Consider the following 18,731-nt stretch of genomic DNA (forward strand, 5'->3'; position numbering starts at 1 on the left):
ACCATATTTTGCTGTGGTAGACATGCGCTCATAAAATGGTGGTCAACCACCACTATTCCGTCCCGGAACGCATCCACTCGAGAGGAGCGCGCATGGACAAGCATTGCGTCGTTGTCACCGGAAGTACCCGCGGTCTCGGATTCGCTTTGGCCGATGCGTTTCTCGCGGCGGGCTGCGCGGTGGTGGTGTCAGGGCGAACCGAGCGCGCGGTCGGCGAATGCATCGAGAAGCTGCGCTCGACACACCCGAACGCAAGTGTCACGGGCGTCGCGGCCGACGTCGGCCGTATCGAGGACGTCGAGGGCCTATTCGCCGCCGCCACAGCCACTTTCGGCCACGTTGACCTGTGGATAAACAATGCCGGACTCGGCGGACACCCCGCACCTTTGATCGAACTGACGGCGACGGAGATAGCCGACGTGGTTGCCGCGAATCTCACCGGCACTATGAACGGCTGCATCGTCGCGCTCGCCGGAATGCGCAAGCAGCAGACAGCCGGTCAGATCTTCAACACCGAGGGTTTCGGAAGTAACGGCATGAAGCGCAACGGCATGGCGATCTACGGTGCCACCAAGCAGGCGATTCGCTATTTCACCCGGTCCGTCATCAAAGAGGTCGCAGGTGGTCCGATCCGCGTCGGCACCATCATCCCCGGGATCGTCGTCAGCGACATGCTGGCCGAACAATACCGAGCCGCCTCACTCCGCAGACGCGACCTCTACTCGGCTTTTGCCGATCTCCCCGAAACCATTGCGGCAGAACTCGTTCCACGGCTGCTCACGAACCAGGAACACGGCGCAGTCATTTCCTGGTTGTCCCCGACCGACATGGTCGGACGGATGCTTCGACCCAAGTACAAGAAGCGCGGCCTGTTGGCGGCGTTCGATGCTCCGTCGGAGGACAGCGAGCGCGTCGGGAGCGGTGCCCCGGGCTCGGCGAAGTCGTGATTCGGGCGTGACCTCAGGGGCGACCTTTCCGGAGCGATCGAAGCGTCTCTCGCAACTGCTCAGCGGTTTCCTTGCGATGCAGTCACGTTATGCCGCAGCGTATCCGGTGAATTCCTGCGCGGTCACGGTGACCATGCGCCCACCCATTGCCTTCACCGCCGTGCGAAAGTTGGGTCTGCCACTGGGCGGTAACGGCATCGACCACGCGCTCGAACCGTCTCCAGCGTCGATCGCGTGCACGGTGGTGCCGTCGGTCAGGATGAGGTGGCGTGCGTCGGTTATGCCGTCGTAGCGGGCAGTGTTCGCGAACGGCGTCGGCTGCTGCCAGATCCGGTGTCCATCAGTGAGATCGAGGCCCGCCAGCTCTGATCCATCGAGCGATCGGACGATCACAGTGTTATCGACTACTCCTTCTACGGCGGTCATACGTCCTGTGTGCTCGTCGATACCGATCTGCGCATTGGTCCAGAGGACTCGGCCGGTCGTTCGCTCGTAGGCACTTTCTCCGGTGAGGATCGGCGGCGGCGTCGTGGTCGCGGTCGGGTACCACTCGAGGAGGAAGCTCGCGTTGCTGACCTCGGTGATCGAGTGGCCATTGCGATCGAGAAGCGTGACTCGTCCCGCGCTCCAGCCGCGGTCGAACACCTGCGAAGCGACAATGCCGCCGTCGAACGTATAGCCAACGGGGGCGGTGAATAGCAACTCGCCGGTGGACAGATCGTAGACGCGAACGCCATGGTCGTGCCCGTCCATGAAGTAGTCCTGCACGATCCTGGGCCTGACCGGGTCGCCGGGAACGGGCGTCGGATACGTCCGCCGCCAGATGGCGTCGATAGCGGAAACGGTCCCTCGCGTGACGACGGCGGTCATCCAGTCCGCGGTTCGGCCGGTTACCGAAACGACGCCGTCGTGCACCGCCACGTCCATGACCTCGAAGTCCGTCGCATGGTCTTCGAGTACCGAGCCCGTGGCAGCCTCGACGATCAACACCCGATTCGTGCCGTGGCAGGCGATCTTTCCGTCGAACACCTGCTCACGGCAGCCGAGGAGTTCGCCGACATCGGTCGTCCATCGCACCTGGCCGGTGTCCGGATCGATGCCGTGCATCCGCACTGGACCGACGGTTAACCCAGCACTTTCGCCCGGCGCAGCCCCGCCGGGCACCGCGGTTGCCGCGACGATCATCGTCCCGGTGTCCATCGGCGAGCCATAACCGTAGTAGCGACTCAGGGTCTGCGGCGCGGCCAGCAAAACCGCACCGGGCTCCTCGGACAAGTCGGCCGCGCGCAATGTCCACTGCGGCACCGGAGTGGAGTCGAGCCGGGGCGAAATCCGGAACCGGCCACCGGCAGCCGTGGATACCTCCTGCGGCCGTACCGGCGATCGGTTCACCCACACGACCACAGCGATACCCGCCACCACAGCCACGACCAGCACCGTGATCCAGATCCTCCGCTGATCGATGAGCCATTTTGCAGCGTTGTTCACTCGGAGGTCTCCTTCATGGATCCATCGGGACCAGGCACTGGACGGCCCGATCTGCAAGGTATCGGCTTGTCAAAGCTGAGAATTCAGACCGGACTGAGGCCGATGTGCCGGTTCAGCATGCGGCGTGGATCCGGGAAGACGCGTTGGGGCAGTGTCAGTGCGTATGCGGCGTCGACTGCTGTCCGTCGAACCAGCGCACTACGCCGGGATTCGCCGGATCCGGATACCACCCCGGTGTCATCGATTGCGCGGGGTGGCTCGGTCTGCGAGATCCGGACTGCACGATGAGCAGGACGAGCCCGACGCCCACTCCGACGACCACCAGTGCCACGATCAAGAGCAGCAGGAGCTCCGTGCGGCAAGTATTGAGAGGCCGTCGGTCCGGGCCGTGGCTGGAACCGCTTTCGCACCGGTCAGTAGGCTGTTACCCATGACGGCTGGAACCACGACCGAGCAGGATATCCGCGAGACGGTGCACGATGCCGCGCGCAAGGCTCGGGTCGCTTCGCGGGCGCTCGCACAGCTGACCACGGCGCAGAAGAACGAGGCGCTGCATGCGGCGGCCGACGCCTTACTAGCGGCGGCCGATACCGTGCTCGCCGCCAACGCCGAGGACATCGCGACCGCGCAGGCAGCGGGGACCGAGGAGTCACTGCTGGACCGGCTGCGGCTGACGAAGGCGCGCATCGACGGCATCGCGTCCGGGCTGCGCCAGGTGGCCGGCCTGCCCGATCCGGTCGGTGTGGTCGTGCGTGGGTCGACGTTGCCGAATGGGCTGGAGATCCGTCAGGTGCGGGTGCCGCTCGGCGTGGTGGGCATGGTCTACGAGGCCCGCCCGAATGTCACCGTCGACGCATTCGGCCTCACGCTCAAGTCCGGCAATGCGGCGCTGCTGCGCGGTTCCTCCTCGGCCGCGCACTCCAATGCTGCACTCGTCGCCGTGCTGCGGGAAGCCCTTGTCGCACTGGACATTCCGGCGGATGCGGTACAGCTGCTGCCCAGCCACGATCGCTCCAGCGTGACCCATCTGATCCAGGCCCGCGGCCTGGTCGACGTGGTCATCCCACGCGGCGGCGCGGGCCTGATCAATGCGGTGGTCCGCGATGCACGGGTGCCCACCATCGAGACCGGTACCGGCAACTGCCACGTCTACGTGCACGAAGCCGCCGATCTGGAGATGGCCGAGCAGATCCTGATCAACGCCAAAACCCGTCGTCCCAGCGTGTGCAATACCGCCGAGACGGTGCTCATCGATGACGCGATCGCCACCACCGCGGTGCCCCGGCTGATCGAGGCGCTGGAACGCAACGGCGTCACCGTGCACGGTGACCTGCCCGGACTGGTGCCCGCCAACGATCAGGATTGGGGCGAGGAGTACCTGACCCTCGATATCGCGCTCAAGGTCGTCAAGGATCTCGACGAGGCCGTCGAGCACATCAACACTTGGGGCACCGGCCACACCGAGGCCATCGTCACCGGTGAACTGGCCGCGGCCCGCGAATTCACCAACCGGGTCGATGCCGCCGCCGTCATGGTGAACGCGTCGACCGCCTTCACCGACGGTGAGCAGTTCGGCTTCGGGGCGGAGATCGGCATCTCCACCCAGAAGTTGCACGCCCGCGGTCCGATGGCGCTGCCGGAACTGACTTCGACCAAGTGGATCGTTTGGGGCGACGGCCAGATCCGGCCGGTCTAGATTTCGTTCGGTGTAAGAACCGCCGAGCGCTTGCTTCGGGCACTCCCGTAGCGTTGGGGGTGGGTTTCAATGGAAGGACGCTACGTGGGTACCGAAAGCGCAGTGCAGGAGCCGATCTTCACCTCGGTCGACGATGTGATCGAACGGCTGGCCACGACCGGGTACCTGGCCGATAAGGCGACCGCGACCTCGGTATTCCTGGCCGATCGGCTCGGCAAGCCGCTGCTGATCGAGGGCCCGGCCGGTGTCGGCAAGACCGAACTCGCCAGGGCGGTCGCGCAGACGGCGGATGCGGAGCTGGTGCGCCTGCAGTGCTACGAGGGCGTCGACGAGGCCCGCGCGCTGTACGAATGGAATCACGCCAAGCAGATTCTGCGGATCCAGGCCTCCAGCGAGAACGACTGGGAAGAGACCAAGGCCGACGTCTTCACCGAGGAATTCCTGCTGTCGCGCCCGCTGTTGACGGCGATCCGTCGCGCCGATCCGACCGTGCTGCTCATCGATGAGACCGATAAGGCCGATGTCGAGATCGAGGGTTTGCTGCTCGAGGTGCTCAGTGATTTCGCGGTCACGGTCCCCGAACTCGGCACGATTACCGCGAGCCGCAAGCCGTTCGTGGTGCTGACCTCCAATGCGACGCGCGAGCTCTCCGAAGCGCTCAAGCGCCGCTGCCTCTACCTGCACCTGGACTTCCCGGATGAGGAACTCGAGCGCCGCATCCTGGCCAGCCGGGTTCCGGAGCTGTCCGCCTCGGTCGCCGCCCAGTTGGTTCGGATCGTGCACGTGCTGCGCGGCATGCAGCTGAAGAAGCTGCCGAGCGTCGCGGAGTCGATCGACTGGGGACGCACCTTGCTCGCGCTGGGTCTGCAAGATCTCGACGACACGACCGTGCGCGCCACCCTCGGTGTCGTGCTCAAGCACCAAGCCGACCACCAGCGTGCGCTGGCCGAGCTGAAGCTGGCCTGAGCCATGGCGGCCGGATCGCAGCCCACACTCGATGCGCCGCACGGGATTTCGGGACATCTCGTCGGTTTCGTCGAGGCATTGCGGGCGCGCGGCATCCCGGTCGGTCCCTCGGAGACGGTGGACGCGGGCCGTGTGATGTCCGTGCTGGATCTGATGGACCGTGACGTCGTGCGCGAAGGTCTGGCCTGTTCGCTACTGCGCCGCACCACTCATCGCAGCACCTTCGACGGCCTGTTCGACCTGTGGTTCCCGGCGGCCATCGGTGCGCGCAGCAGCACTCCGGATGATCTCGAACTTCCGCGCACGCCGTCCGGCGAGATCGATATTCCCGCGTTGCGCGGACTGCTCGCGGCCCTGCTGAGCAGGGAGGATTCGACGCAGCAGCAAGAAATGATCGCTGCGCAACTGGTCGAACAACTCGGGCAGTACGAATCCTCGCGCGGTCCGTCCTTCTCGGCGTACCGAACGTTGCGCGAGGTGCAGCCGGAAACGCTGCTGGCCAGGATCCTGCAGGGTTTGGCTGTCGGACCGGATACCAGCGAATTCGATGCCGAGGTCGCCCGCCGCACCGGTCGGCAGCGCATCGCCGGATTCCGCGCCATCGTGGAGGCAGAAACGCATAGGCGGGTGGCCGAGAATATCGGCAGGGAACGCGTCGCGAGCTATGCCGTCTCCCGGCAGGTCGAGGACGTCGACTTCTTGAGGGCCTCGGAAACCGAGCTCGCGGAGATGCGGCGCAGCACGCAGCGACTGGCCCGAATCCTGGCGTCCCGACTTGCCGTGCGGCGCAGGCACGCTCGTCGCGGTGAGATCGATCTGCGCAAGACACTGCGCAAATCCATGTCGACCGGCGGTGTGCCGATCGACCTTGTCAATCGCAAACCGCGACCGGGTCGCCCCGAACTGGTGCTGCTCTGCGATGTGTCCGGCTCAGTGGCCGGATTCAGCAACTTCACCCTCTTGCTCGTCAATTCGCTGCGCGAACAGTTCTCCCGGGTGCGGATATTCGCGTTCGTGGACCGGACCGATGAGGTGACTCGGTTCTTCGATCCGCACACCCAGCTGGACCAGTCCATGGCCCGCATCTTCACCGAGGGCAAGGTGGTCGGCCTGGACGGGCACTCCGACTACGGCCATGCGCTGTCGACCTTCGTCGAGCAGTGGCCCGATGCGGTGACCTCCCGCAGCTCGCTGCTGATCCTCGGCGATGCCCGCACCAATTACCGTGATCCGGATCTGAATACGCTGCACGAGCTGGTGCGCACCGCCAAGCACGCGCATTGGCTGAATCCGGAGAAGCAAAGCAACTGGGGCACAGGCGATTCCGCCGCCAACAGATACCGCGAAGTGATCGAGATGCACGAGTGCCGCTCGGCCAAACAGCTGACCGCGGTGGTGTCGCGGCTGCTACCGGTGTGACGCGATTGTGACCGAAGTCATTATCGGTCTGCGTTAACACCATCAGCATTCGTTAAGAGAACTATTGGCGCTGCGCACCAGGATTCGCTCCATGGTGAACAACGCGCCGGATGGGTCTGGCCGCAGCGGTAGTGGGGATTATTCGTTCCAGGTCGATCTGCGTGGAATCGTCGATCTGCTCTCGCATCACTTGTATTCGAGCCCCCGTGTCTACCTCCGTGAGCTACTGCAGAACGCGGTTGATGCCGTCACGGCGCGCAGGCAGCGTGATACATTGGCGCCCACCGCGATTCGGCTGCTCATCGACGAATCAGGTCTGCGGATAACAGATCACGGTATCGGTCTCACCGAGACGGATGTGCACCGTTTCCTCGCCACCATCGGGCAATCGTCCAAGCGAGACGATATCGAGGGCGCGCGTCGAGAGTTCCTCGGGCAGTTCGGCATCGGGCTGCTGGCGTGCTTCACCGTGGCCGAGACGATCCGTGTGGTCACCCGCTCGGCCCTCGACCCGGACGCCTCGCCCGTCGAATGGCTGGCCGCAGCCGATGGCACCTACTCGCTGCGTCAGCTCGATCCGGCAGTGCGGCAAGAGCCGGGAACTACGGTGCATCTCACACCGCGAGCCGGTGCGCAGGAGTGGTTCACACCTGGGCGGGTGCTGGACCTGGTCCGCGATTATGGATCGCTACTGCCCTACGAAGTGACGGTCGAGGCGAATGGTGCCGGACTGCGCGGCACCGATGGTCCACCGGTATGGCGGCGCAGCTACGCATCTGCGGCGCAGCGACGCGCGGCGCTGTTCGAATACGGCGAGCGCGTCCTCGGTTTCACCCCGCTTGATGTGATCGATCTCGATGCCGAATTAGCGGGGGTCAGCGGGATTGCCTTCGTGCTGTCGCAGCCGGGCAATCCCGCCGAAAGCAGTGCGCACCGGGTGTATCTCAAGGGCATGTTGCTCGGTGACGCCGTGCGCGGACTGCTGCCGGACTGGGCCTTCTTCGTGCGATGTGTCATCGACACCGACAGCCTGCGTCCGACCGCCTCGCGTGAGGGCCTCTACGAAGACGAACGCCTCGCCATCGTCCGCGACAGCCTCGGCGACCGAATCCGTGACTGGCTCACCGAAATCGCCGCCGAACAGCCCGAGCGGCTCGCCGCGTTCCTATCCGTGCACGCACTCGGCGTCAAGGCAATGGCGCGGCATTCACCGGACATGCTGCGGATCATGGTGCCGCACTTGCTGTTCGAGACGACCGACGGCCGGGTTCCACTGACCGAATTCGCGCGCAACCATCCGACCGTGCGGATGACGGCGACGGTGGAGGAATTCCGTCAGGTGGCAGCCACGGCTGCTGCGCAGGGCATCGGCGTCGTCAACGGCGGATATACCTACGATGCGGAACTCGTCGCGCTGCTGCCCACGATCCTGCCCGGAGTCACGGTGACCGAGCTGGACGCGGCTGCCGTCACCGCCGCCCTCGACCTGGTGGATCCGGCCGAGGAACTGGTACTGGCCCCGGTGCTCGCCGCCGCGCGCACCGCACTGGATCCGCTGTCCTGCGATGTGATTCTGCGTGCGTTCCATCCGGTTTCGGTGCCCGCACTGCATCTGGACAGTCGGGGCGCGCGCAATGAACGAGCACGCGTCGAGACCACCGTGGGCGCGGATGAGATCTGGACCGAAATCCTCGGCGCGCTGGAGGCGAGTGCGCCCCGAGCGCAACTGGTGTTGAACCACAACAGCCCGGTGGTCCGACGATTGAGCCGGATCGACGACCCCGCCTTCCTGCGAACCGCGGTCGAATCGCTCTACGGCCAAGCGTTATTGATGACACACCGACCGTTGCGACCGGCCGATACCGCGCTGCTCAGTCGCGCATTCGGCGAATTCCTCAGCTGGGCGACCCGACGTGCGGCGGGCGAGACCGCGGAGGAGGCCTGAAATGGAAACCTCCGAGATCCAATCGGCCCTGGCGCAGAGCCGTTCGCTGCCGCACGGACGTGGCCGCACCGAACGCCTGGAAACGCTTGCCGCCGCGGCGAAGTCGGGTCCGGACCGGGCACTGGAGGGGAGTGTCCTGTTGGAACTGGCCCAGGCGTATGCCTATGCGGGCGAACGCGATCTGGCGCCGGTCGCCTACGGCAGGTTGCTGCGGATCTATGACGACTTCCCGGCCGAGCTCGGTCCGCTTGCGCATTCGGTGCACTGGTATCTGAAATGGCTGACCTGGGGGCTGATCGAGAACCCCGCGGTGCCGTTGCAGACTACCTACCGCTGGCTCGACGAGCTCGAAAGTCGTTATCGGCAGCGGGGATACAGTGTGCGCCCGGTGCTCGCATTGCGCTCGGACCTGGCGCGGGAACTGGGTCAGCACGATATGGCCGCCGAACTGCTGGACGCGGCGTGTGCCGCAGCACGGGACAGCATGTCCGATTGCGATGCCTGCGAACGCAACCAATGGGGTGCGAACTACGCGCAGGCCGGTGACGATGAGTCCGCGCTGGAGAGCTGGCGTCCGGTCATCGACGGTGCGCGCAGCTGTGCCGAGGAGCCGCATCGGGTGCTCGGGCAGGCGTTGCTGCCGATGCTGCGCACCGGGCGCACCGTCGAGGCGCGCAGTGCGCATTTGACGGGTTATCCGCTAGTGCGCCACCTTCCGGATTTGCGGCGTTCGGTCGGCGAGCACATCGAGTTCTGCGCGTTGACCGGAAACGAGGCGCGTGGTCTGGAGATGCTGGCCGAACACGCGGCGTGGCTGACCGATCCCGGCGCGGACGTCGCCATTCGGCTGGCCTTCATATCGGGAGTGTGCGTGCTGTTGCGGCGGCTGAGCGAGTTGGATCTCGGTGCACTCGCAGTCGGGGCGGGGACGGTGGATTCGGTACGCACCGAGTTGAGCGTCGAAATCGGCGAGCTGACCGCGAAGTATGACGCGCGTAATGGTAATACGGTGGTCAGCGATCGGGTCGCGGCACGGCTCGCGCAAGGACCGCTGGTTGGCCATCTTCCGCTCGGTATGCGAAATACCTTGCCGCGCAAGGTTGCCGCCGTGGCCCCCGCGACTTCCACCACGGTCGACGAACAAGCCGAGGACGCACTGCAGCTGGCCGAACTGGCCGCGGTACGCCTCGTCGACTACCCGAAGGATGCCGAACAGTATCTGCGCCGGGCGCTTTCGATCGGCGCGACCGCGCTGCCCGCCGAACACCTCGCCCGCCTGAGTTCCCAGCTCGTGATGGTGCTCTCCGGACAGCCGGGCCGCGAATACGAACTGGCCGATGCCGCGCTCACCGCCGCCGCACGCTGGGAACCGATCTCGACCGCGGATGCGATACACCTCACCTTCGTCGCCGCGCGCGCCTGCCACCGGGCCGGACGGCACGGGGAGGCGGCCGCCCTGTTCGAACAGCCACTGGCCAGTGGAGAGCAGCCGTACCCGCCCGCCGAAATGGCGATAGTGCGCAGGCAATACGGCGAATCCCTGCGCAAGCTGAACCGATTTCGTGATGCGGCAAAGCAATTCGTCGAGGCGGCCCGTCTCGTGCACAACGATCCTGACCGCGTCGAACTCGAAGCCGAGCTCGCCTGGTCGGCGGCCGCGGTCTTGGACTACTGCGGCGAAGACGAACAAGCGGTCGTGGCCTTTCTCCGCGCCGCCCACCTCTGGGGCGCCCTCGACCGCATCGGCCCCCGGGCCAAATGTCTACGCTCCGCGGCCTGGCTACAGCTCTACGGCGCCGGTATGGAATCCGACCGTCCATGGCTCACGACCATGCGCGACCTGCTCAGGGAACTGGAGAGCCTGGCCGAAACGTCCCCATCACCCGAGCTGACCACCGAACTCCTCAACACCCGCACCCAACTCGCCGACATGCAGCGCGACGAGGACCGCTGATCACCTGGCGACCAGCCCACCGAGCAGTGCCTCGACCTGGTCGAAAGCGATGGCACCAGCGAGCGGATTCGAGTAGCTGCGAGTCGAGACGATCAACCCGTCACGCACCCGGGAGACGTTGATGATCAGCAGGTCGAACCGCTTGCCGGTGGCCAACACGGTTCCGTTGATCCGATACTCGGCGATGACGACCTCAGGGTCGGCCGTCTCGTGAATGCGGACGTCGTCGACGGAATCGAAGCGCTGAATCCGAGCACCCTCCACCAGATGAGCGCGAAACGCCTCGCGCCCGACCTCGGGATGCTCGGCACCCGGCGGCAGAAACGGCAATTCGAACACCGCATCGTCGGCATACACATCGGCCATCTCCGGCGTCGGGCCGTCAGCGGTCAAGGAAAGCAGGCGTTCAATGGTCTCACGAGGGGTGGTGGACATGGCATACTCCTATTCGACAATTAACCGGGGTTATCACCCCGGTTAATATACGGGGCGGCCGCCCCGGTTGTCTCGCGATCGCAGCGGTTGCTGTTTGCCGCAACGGAATTCGCGACCCACAGCGGTTAGCAACGTTGATCTGCGATTGCCTCCGACCTACGCGGCACGCACCGGAATGACCCTGCTGGCTCGGGCTCGCCGACGTTTGCGGATGATAAGAAAACTGTTAGGTGGCATGGGCATTGTTGCGGGGGACACCGAGATCGGCTCGGTGCGACGTCGATTCGGAGCTCCGGATGAAGAAGACCGCCGCTGTTATCGGTGCGCTGGCCAGCGCCGCAGTACTCACGGCCTGCGGGCCGGACGACTCTCCGACGACCGGGGGCGGATCGTCGGTGCCCGCGACCTCGGCCGCGGCGGGAGCGTCGACGACCGTCGCCGGATCGCCTCGAGCCGAAACCTTCACCGCGACAACACTTCATCTCGAGGGCACGGGCTACAAGATCGACGTGCCTCAGGTGAGAGGTGGAAAGGCCAATGCCAGAGCCGAATTCAATGAGGCGATGCGGGCCGGTGCACAGGAATGGATCGATCGGATAAACCGGCCGGGCGATTCGGTCACCGGCGGTGACAGTCAGGTCCTCCGCATCGGTTCGCAGGTGCTCAGCGGGCATCTGGTTGTCGTTATGTACTCCGAAGGCGCCGCGCACCCGAACAGCTTCGACGCCGCGCACGTCACCAATATCGATACCGGCAAGGCCATCACCCTGCCCGATCTGTTCACCGACCTGCAACAGGGCCTGAACACGCTCTCGACTCAGGCCGAGGCCCAGGTACAGCAGAACCCGAGGGCGACCGGCTATAGCAACAGCCTGCTCACTCCGGTCGCCGAGCATTTCCAGACCTGGGTGGCCACGCCCGAGGGCATGCGGATCTATCTCGGTGAAATTGCTTCGCACGCCGCGGGCAATATCGATGTCATCGTGCCGTGGTCCGCGCTGGACGGCGTGCTGAAGCCGGGGATGCGCGCGATCCTCAGCAGCTGATGAACCTGCCATAGCTTGCGGTGGTAGCTTCTCGGGCACGAACGCGAGCTATTCGGGGAGGCGTAATGAGGAAGACCGCTGCCGCTGTCCTGGTCAGCGTCCTGTTCGCCGTACTCACGGCGTGTGGGTCCGCCGACCGGGCCGAGGCACCAGCGGCACCGGCCTTCACCGCGACCTCGATTCGACTCGAGGGGACCTGGTACTCCTTCGACCTGCCGCAGGTCGACGGCGGAACCGACGATGCGCGCACCGACTTCAACGAAGGCTTGCGCGCCGAGGTGGAGCCGTTCCTGCGGGATGCGGCGCAGACCCGGAAGGTGAGCGGATTCCACAGCGAGGTCGCCCATATCGGGCGCCATGTGCTCAGCGGTGTGCTGGGCATCGAGGTCGACGACGGCTATCTGCATCCGACCACCTTCAAACGCACGCATGTGACCGATATCGACACCGGCAAGGCGCTCACCCTGCCGGAACTGTTCACCGATGTGCCGAAAGCCCTCGATCGGCTCTCGGCACAGGCCGAGGTGCAGATCCCGAAGACCCGCGTCGGCACGAACCCCTACGACAAGCAGCGCATCGCACCGGCGGTGGAGAACTTCAAGGACTGGCTGGCCATGCCCGATGGTCTGCGCGTCTACCTCGGGGAGATCGCCTCGCATGCGGTGGGCTATATCGACATCACGATCCCATGGTCTGAACTGGACGCAGTGCTGAAGCCGGATCTGCGGGCAGTCGTCAGCAGTTGACCGTCCGGCCCCGGCTCGGACCGAACCGACCGGTTAAGCTCGGCTCTCATGCAGGAGAACGGGCGCCGTCGACGCAAGCTGGGGGTGATGGGTGGCACCTTCGACCCCATCCACCACGGCCACCTCGTCGCCGCCAGCGAGGTCGCGAACCGATTCGAACTGGACGAGGTGATCTTCGTCCCAACCGGACAGCCGTGGCAGAAGGCCGACAGGCAGGTCAGCCCGGCCGAGGATCGCTACCTCATGACCGTGATCGCGACCGCTTCCAACCCCCGATTCTCGGTCAGCCGGGCCGATATCGACCGGGGCAAGGTCACCTATACCGTCGACACCCTGCGCGAGATGCGCACCAAGCATCCCGAAGCCGAGCTGTACTTCATCACCGGAGCTGACGCGCTCGCCAACATCCTGACGTGGCAGGATTGGGCGGAGTTGTTCGAACTGGCGAAATTCGTCGGGGTGAGCCGACCGGGGTATGAGCTGAACATCGATCATCTCGAGGAGCATCTACGTGACCTACCGGTCGATGCGGTGACCATGATCGAGATCCCGGCGTTGGCGATCTCATCGAGTGAATGCCGTCGCCGCGCCGCCGAGAATCGGCCGGTGTGGTACCTCGTGCCCGACGGCGTCGTGCAGTACATATCGAAGCGGCATTTATATGTGCCCGTAGGAGTGGAAGGTAGATAATTGAGCGCATCTGTCGAGTCGGTGGAGATGGCGCAGGTCGCCGCGCGCGCGGCGGACGAGAAGCTGGCCACCGATGTCGTGGTGCTCGACGTGTCCGAACAGTTGGTGATTACCGACTGCTTCGTGATCGCCTCCGCGCCGAACGAGCGTCAGGTCAATGCCATCGTCGATAATGTCGAGGAGAAGCTGCGCGCGGCCGGGCATAAGCCGGTCCGGCGCGAGGGCACCCGCGAGGGTCGGTGGGCGCTACTGGATTACGTCGACGTCGTCGTGCACATCCAACACAATGACGAACGCAATTTCTATGCGCTGGAACGGCTCTGGAAGGATTGTCCGGTGGTTCCGGTGGACGGGCTCGCGGCCGGGACCGAGGTGTTCAAGCACACCGAGTCCGAGGGTGTGGCGGTGCGTGGTGAAGCGGGGGAAGAACGCGAGTGAGTAAGTATGCCGGCGTCCGCACGCTGATCCTGCTGCGGCACGGGCAGACCGAATGGAATGCTGCCGACCGGATGCAGGGGCAGATCGACACCGATCTCACCGAGCTGGGTCGTCGTCAGGCGAAAGAGGCCGCGCGCGAACTGGTTTCGCGCAATGCGATCGCCATCGTCTCCTCCGATCTGCGGCGCGCCTTCGATACCGCTTCGGCACTGGCCGACCACACCGATCTTCCGGTGGTTCCGGATCCGCGGCTGCGTGAGACCAACCTCGGCGACTGGGAGGGGTTGACCCACCTGGAGGTCGACGCCGACTACCCGGGCGCGCGGGTGGCCTGGCGCTTGGACGCGGCCTACACCCCGCCCGGCGGTGAGAGCAAACTCGAGGTGGGCGCACGGTCACTACCGGTTGTTCGGGAATTGTTCGCCGAGCGGCAGGATTGGCCGGGCCGGACTATCATCCTGGTGGCGCACGGCGGGCTGATCGCCGCCCTCACGGCCGCGCTGCTCGACCTGCCGCCGCGGAACTGGCCTGCCCTGGGGGGTTTGGCCAATACCAGCTGGGTGCAGCTGAGCAGTCACGGTCCGAGCATCGATCAGCCCGGTTGGCGCCTGGATGTGTGGAACGCAGCGGCGAAGGTGGCCCCGGATGTCCTCTGAAGAACCGGTTCGTCAGGTACCGGATGAATTGTTCCGTCGGGTTTCGGCGAAACCCGAACGGGCGATCCCGGACGCGCTATTCGGACCTCCCCCGGTGCAGAACGGCGAGGCGCGGGAACCGGCCGAGTCCGACAGCGACGAATCGGTCGCCGCCGACTCCGGGGAAGGTAACGAGGAGCCCGCCGCATCCGCGCCCGAATTCACAACTGGTGCGGAGCCGGCCGAACCTGCGAGTGAACCACCGGAAGGTGTTGCGGCAGTTTCCGATACGGATATCGTGGCCTCGGTCACCGACGAGTCGTTGACCGACGCTGCTCCCACAGACGAGTCCCTAGCTCCCGCAGCGGAATCCGCGCCCGAGGTCATGGCCGCGGTTTCGACAAGCGGTGACGAGTCCACAGTGGATTCGGGTGTCGACGATCCCGAATCGGTATCCGCGCTCGAAACGATTATCGGCGACGAGGTTTCGGCCGGTGCGGCCGAACCGGCCTCGACCGATGAATCGGATCGCCCGGTGCTGCTGGTGATCGCGGACTCGCTGTCCTATTTCGGTCCCAAGGGCGGCCTGCCCGCGGACCATCCGAAAATCTGGCCGAACCTGGTCGGCGCCGAACTCGATTGGGATGTCGAGCTGATCGGGCGGATCGGCTGGACCTGCCGCGACGCCTACTGGGCGTTGATCGGCGATCCCCGGGTCTGGGCCGCGGTGCCGCGCGCGGGTGCGGTCGTCTTCGCCGTCGGCGGCATGGACACCCTGCCGTCGCCGCTGCCGACCGCGCTGCGCGAGTTGATCCGCTATGTGCGCCCGCCGGTGCTGCGTCGCGGGGTCCGCGGCACCTACAACTGGCTGCAGCCCAAGCTGTCGAAACTCGGTCGCCCGGTGGCATTGCCGCCGAAGGTGAGCGTGGACTACCTGGAGCAGTCGCGCGAGGCCCTGGCCCAGCTGCGTCCGGATCTGCCGGTCGTGGCGGTGCTGCCGTCAGTGCACAACTGTGCCGCCTACGGGCATGTGCACAGTGGCCGGGAGCGTGCCGTCAAGGCGCTGCGAGCATGGTCGGCCAAGACCTCCGTCCCGCTGGTCGATCTCGGTGAAGCGGTGCGCGAGGACGTCTTCTCCGGCGATGCGAATCCCGATGGCATCCACTGGGGCTGGGCCGGACATACCGCGGTGGCGAACGCGATGGTGAAGACCTTGCAGGAGGTTCGGTAGTCCGTGGCCGTTGTGGTGGTCACCGATTCGTCCGCCAGCCTCCCTGCTGAACTCGTCGGTGAGTTGGACATTGCCGTTGTCCCGCTGCATGTTCTGGTCGGCGACCGTGCCATCCGCGAAGGCGTCGACGCCATCGATATCGACTACGGCTCGGATACCGTGACGACCTCGGCGGCCTCACCCGGTGAGCTGCGCGCGGTCTACGAGCAGGCACTGGAGCGCAGCAACGGGGACGGTGTTGTCGCGGTACATCTTTCGCGCCAACTCTCCGGTACCTGGGAAGCGGGACGGCAGGCGGTCCGCGATATGGACGCCGCCGATCAGATACGGCTGGTCGATTCACTCGGCGCTGGTCTGGCTACCGGTCTGCCGGTGCTCGCCGCCGCCCGCCGCGCGCGCAGTGGCGCGACATTGAATATCGTCTACGACACCGCCGTCGCCGCGGCCAGCCGATCACGCACCTTCGTTCTGGTGAACCGCACCGAACAATTGCGCCGCGGCGGTCGATTGAGTAGCGCCGCAGCATTTTTCGGCAGCGAACTGGTCAGCAAACCGCTGCTGCAGATCGTCGAGGGCCGTTTGGAACTGCGCGAAAAGGTGCGTACTCGCTCCAAGGCCTACGCCAAACTCGTTGCGGCTGCGGTTGATGCGGCGGGTGACGATGGCGCCGCCGTCGCCGTACAACACCTGGGTGCCGAGGACGCCGCGAATACCGTCGCCAGCCAACTGCGGGAGCTACTGCCCGGTATCCGTGAACTGATTGTCGCGGAATTCGGGCCGACGCTGGGCGTTCACCTCGGCGTCGGTGCGGTCGGTGTGTTGGTCGTCCCGGGTGGCTGCGCCTGATCGGCTACGGTCCAGCACTCGCGGACGTGCCGCATGTCCGGTCGAATGGCGTGGTGGGCGTAATAATTTCTGCGTGATCGCAACCCCTTCGGTCGGCACCGGAGGTGACTAACGTCGCGGCATGACGAGTTCCGTAACTCCGATCAATCCGCCGCTGACCGTCGAATCGGTCGAGTGGGAGCATCCGGACGCGGTGATCCTGCGCGATGAGATGGCCTCCGAGGCTCTGAACTGATCGCCGATGCCACGATCCGCAATGTGCGGCGGCGCCGCCCGGCGACACCGCCCGACCCGACCTCGGCAGCGGGATAACATCAAGTGCCGCAAGGGCGCTCGGCGATATCGAGTGGGATGGCGCAGCTTCGATATCGAGGCGATGCACGGAAGCTACGGTGAGGATGTGGGCGACGAATGTCCGATCTGCGATAAGCATCGAGGGATCGGCGCGCTGGTCGGCCCGGTGATCTACGCGGACGACCTGGTGTTGGTGACGCATCGGCCGCTCACCGAGGGCATGCCGGTGCCGGGCTACCTCTTCGTGGAGACCCGGCGGCACGCACCGACGTTATCGACCTTGACCGACGCCGAGGCGCGGGCGGTTGGCTGGGCCGCTCGGCGCGCCGCGCACGCGTTATATGTCGAGCTGGCACCGGAATTCGTATTCTCCGCGATCACCGGACTGAGCGTCGCGCACTTCCACCAGCATGTATTCGCTCGCCCGCACGGCACCCCCGCCTCGGTGCCGTGGACGAACGCCGATGCGTGGCCGGACGCGCCACACATCGATGCGTGCGCACTCGGTGAACTATGCGATCGCTTGGCGATCCACTTCGTCACCGAGCACTGAGGGTCACAGCTCGATGCTGTGCGCGGCGATGAGTTCGGTTATGCGGCGAAGCAATTCGTCAGCAGGTAGCGGATCGAGGCGCTGTCCGTCCCGAAGCCGCACCGCGACAAGGTCATTCGCGACCTCATTCGGACCTATCACAATTTGGTAGGGGACCAGGCGAGCTTCGCGAATGCGCGCGCCGAGACTGCCCTGATCGGCGGTTTCGGCGCGCAGTCCTAGCCCGAGACAGCGTTCGACGAGCGCTTCGGCGGGCGCCGCCTCGGCCGCCGAAATCGGCAGGACAATCACCTGGGTCGGGGCCAGCCAAGCCGGGAACGCACCGCCGTGCACCTCGATCAGGTGCGCGACGGCCCGCTCGACGCTGCCGATAATGCTGCGGTGCACCATGACCGGGCGGTGTTCGGCGCCGTCCGCACCGATGTAGTGCAGGTCGAATTGCTCCGCTTGGTGGAAGTCGACCTGCACGGTGGAGAGGGTGAATTCGCGGCCGGCGCTGTCGGTGAACTGGATATCGATCTTGGGACCATAGAACGCGGCCTCGCCCTCGGCTGCTTCATACGGCAGGCCGGAGCGGTCGAGAACGTCGGTGAGCATGGCGGTCGATTGCTGCCAGAGTTCCGGGGCCGCAACGTATTTCCCGCCCGGACCGGGCAAGGACAGCCGGTATCGAGTGGGGCGGATGCCCATGGCCGCGTGCGCCGATCGGATCAGGTCCAGCGCGCCCGCGACCTCGTCGGCGACCTGATCTACGGTGCAGAAGATGTGTGCGTCATTGAGCTGGATCGCGCGGACCCGGGTCAGTCCGCCGAGTACGCCGGAGAGTTCGGATCGATACATCCCGCCCAATTCGGCCATCCGCAAAGGTAATTCGCGATAGCTGTGCGAGCGGGAACGGAACATCACCGCGTGATGCGGGCACAGGCTCGGGCGCAGCACCACCTGTTCGCCGCTCAACTCCATCGGCGGGAACATGTCGTCGCGGTAATGCGACCAGTGCCCGGATATTTCGTAGAGCTCCCGCTTTCCGAGTGCCGGTGAGTACACGTGCCGGTACCCGGCCCGACGTTCCGCGGTACGGATGAATTCCTCGAGTGCGTGGCGCACAGTGGCGCCGTCGGGCAGCCAGTACGGCAGGCCGGATCCGATCAGTGGGTCGGTATCGAACAGGCCGAGTTCGCGGCCGAGTTTGCGGTGGTCGTGCACGGGGTCTCCTCGCGGACAGCGGGCGAGTGACCACAAGACGAAGCCCCGGGCACTCGCCCGGGGCTTTCGATCAGGACAACGATCAGCGCGCCGGGACAGTCTCCGGCGTCGTCGTCACAGCAGCGCGCTTCATATGCGCCACGGTAGCAGAACGGTCATGGCGCTGGCACATCAATTATTCCTGCGTTGTGCAAGG

18 protein-coding genes are annotated in these 18,731 nt (G+C 65.5%); 14 read left to right on the top strand and 4 right to left on the bottom strand.

Annotated elements, in window-relative coordinates:
- Positions 1-92: 92 nt before the first annotated feature.
- Positions 93-947: an SDR family oxidoreductase gene (locus tag AB0J47_RS01180; RefSeq protein ID WP_364339103.1), complete on the top strand. Its 855-nt coding sequence runs from the start codon at positions 93-95 to the stop codon at positions 945-947.
- 87 nt (positions 948-1,034) lie between these two features.
- Here the strand turns inward: AB0J47_RS01180 and AB0J47_RS01185 are convergent, their stop codons facing one another.
- A complete protein-coding gene (locus tag AB0J47_RS01185) occupies positions 1,035-2,435 on the bottom strand; it encodes a PQQ-binding-like beta-propeller repeat protein (protein WP_364339105.1) in 1,401 nt (466 codons plus the stop codon).
- Positions 2,436-2,589: 154 nt separating this feature from the next.
- Positions 2,590-2,766, bottom strand: a complete 177-nt coding sequence (locus AB0J47_RS01190; protein WP_364339770.1) for a DUF2510 domain-containing protein — start codon at positions 2,764-2,766, stop codon at positions 2,590-2,592.
- Positions 2,767-2,865: 99 nt separating this feature from the next.
- Between AB0J47_RS01190 and AB0J47_RS01195 the strand changes: the two genes are divergently transcribed.
- The 5 genes from AB0J47_RS01195 (at position 2,866) to AB0J47_RS01215 (ending at position 10,415) form a co-directional block, all read left to right on the top strand.
- Positions 2,866-4,131 (top strand): glutamate-5-semialdehyde dehydrogenase, encoded by a 1,266-nt coding sequence (locus AB0J47_RS01195; RefSeq protein ID WP_364339107.1) that lies wholly within the window; start codon positions 2,866-2,868, stop codon positions 4,129-4,131.
- 69 nt (positions 4,132-4,200) lie between these two features.
- Positions 4,201-5,097 (top strand): MoxR family ATPase, encoded by an 897-nt coding sequence (locus AB0J47_RS01200; RefSeq protein ID WP_051181768.1) that lies wholly within the window; start codon positions 4,201-4,203, stop codon positions 5,095-5,097.
- 3 nt (positions 5,098-5,100) lie between these two features.
- Positions 5,101-6,516, top strand: coding sequence for a VWA domain-containing protein (locus AB0J47_RS01205; protein ID WP_364339110.1), 1,416 nt, complete (start codon positions 5,101-5,103; stop codon positions 6,514-6,516).
- Positions 6,517-6,607: 91 nt separating this feature from the next.
- Entirely contained in the window at positions 6,608-8,461 is a 1,854-nt protein-coding gene (locus AB0J47_RS01210) for an HSP90 family protein (RefSeq protein WP_364339112.1), read from the top strand.
- Between the two features lies 1 nt (position 8,462).
- Complete coding sequence (locus tag AB0J47_RS01215; protein WP_364339114.1) at positions 8,463-10,415, top strand: hypothetical protein; 1,953 nt, start codon at positions 8,463-8,465, stop codon at positions 10,413-10,415.
- Here AB0J47_RS01215 and AB0J47_RS01220 read toward each other — a convergent pair whose 3' ends face one another.
- A complete protein-coding gene (locus AB0J47_RS01220) occupies positions 10,416-10,850 on the bottom strand; it encodes a nuclear transport factor 2 family protein (RefSeq protein WP_364339116.1) in 435 nt (144 codons plus the stop codon). It abuts the gene before it with no gap.
- A 296-nt stretch (positions 10,851-11,146) separates the two neighbouring features.
- Here AB0J47_RS01220 and AB0J47_RS01225 point away from each other — a divergent pair, with 296 nt between their 5' ends.
- The 8 genes from AB0J47_RS01225 to AB0J47_RS01260 all read left to right on the top strand — a co-directional run bounded on the left by AB0J47_RS01225 (position 11,147) and on the right by AB0J47_RS01260 (position 17,329).
- Complete coding sequence (locus AB0J47_RS01225) at positions 11,147-11,896, top strand: RsiV family protein (RefSeq protein ID WP_364339118.1); 750 nt, start codon at positions 11,147-11,149, stop codon at positions 11,894-11,896.
- A 65-nt stretch (positions 11,897-11,961) separates the two neighbouring features.
- Positions 11,962-12,642 carry an RsiV family protein gene (locus AB0J47_RS01230; protein WP_364339120.1) on the top strand — a complete coding sequence of 227 codons (681 nt, stop codon included), beginning with the start codon at positions 11,962-11,964 and terminating at the stop codon, positions 12,640-12,642.
- Positions 12,643-12,690: 48 nt separating this feature from the next.
- Positions 12,691-13,332: a nicotinate-nucleotide adenylyltransferase gene (gene nadD / locus AB0J47_RS01235; protein WP_364339122.1), complete on the top strand. Its 642-nt coding sequence runs from the start codon at positions 12,691-12,693 to the stop codon at positions 13,330-13,332.
- The gene (gene rsfS / locus AB0J47_RS01240) at positions 13,333-13,770 is read left to right on the top strand and encodes a ribosome silencing factor (protein WP_364339124.1); all 438 of its coding nucleotides are present in this window, start codon (positions 13,333-13,335) and stop codon (positions 13,768-13,770) included.
- Positions 13,767-14,426, top strand: coding sequence for a histidine phosphatase family protein (locus AB0J47_RS01245; protein WP_062993388.1), 660 nt, complete (start codon positions 13,767-13,769; stop codon positions 14,424-14,426). Before rsfS ends, AB0J47_RS01245 begins: the two co-directional genes overlap by 4 nt.
- Positions 14,427-14,877: 451 nt before the next feature.
- A complete protein-coding gene (gene octT, locus AB0J47_RS01250; protein ID WP_364339772.1) occupies positions 14,878-15,636 on the top strand; it encodes a diglucosylglycerate octanoyltransferase in 759 nt (252 codons plus the stop codon).
- A 3-nt stretch (positions 15,637-15,639) separates the two neighbouring features.
- Positions 15,640-16,482 (top strand): DegV family protein, encoded by an 843-nt coding sequence (locus AB0J47_RS01255; RefSeq protein ID WP_364339127.1) that lies wholly within the window; start codon positions 15,640-15,642, stop codon positions 16,480-16,482.
- A 346-nt stretch (positions 16,483-16,828) separates the two neighbouring features.
- The gene (locus AB0J47_RS01260; protein ID WP_364339129.1) at positions 16,829-17,329 is read left to right on the top strand and encodes a hypothetical protein; all 501 of its coding nucleotides are present in this window, start codon (positions 16,829-16,831) and stop codon (positions 17,327-17,329) included.
- A gap of 3 nt (positions 17,330-17,332) precedes the next feature.
- Here AB0J47_RS01260 and thrS read toward each other — a convergent pair whose 3' ends face one another.
- Positions 17,333-18,535, bottom strand: coding sequence for a threonine--tRNA ligase (thrS, locus tag AB0J47_RS01265; RefSeq protein ID WP_364339131.1), 1,203 nt, complete (start codon positions 18,533-18,535; stop codon positions 17,333-17,335).
- Positions 18,536-18,731 lie beyond the last annotated feature (196 nt).

The organism is Nocardia sp. NPDC049737 (assembly GCF_040674755.1).
Lineage (GTDB): Bacteria > Actinomycetota > Actinomycetes > Mycobacteriales > Mycobacteriaceae > Nocardia.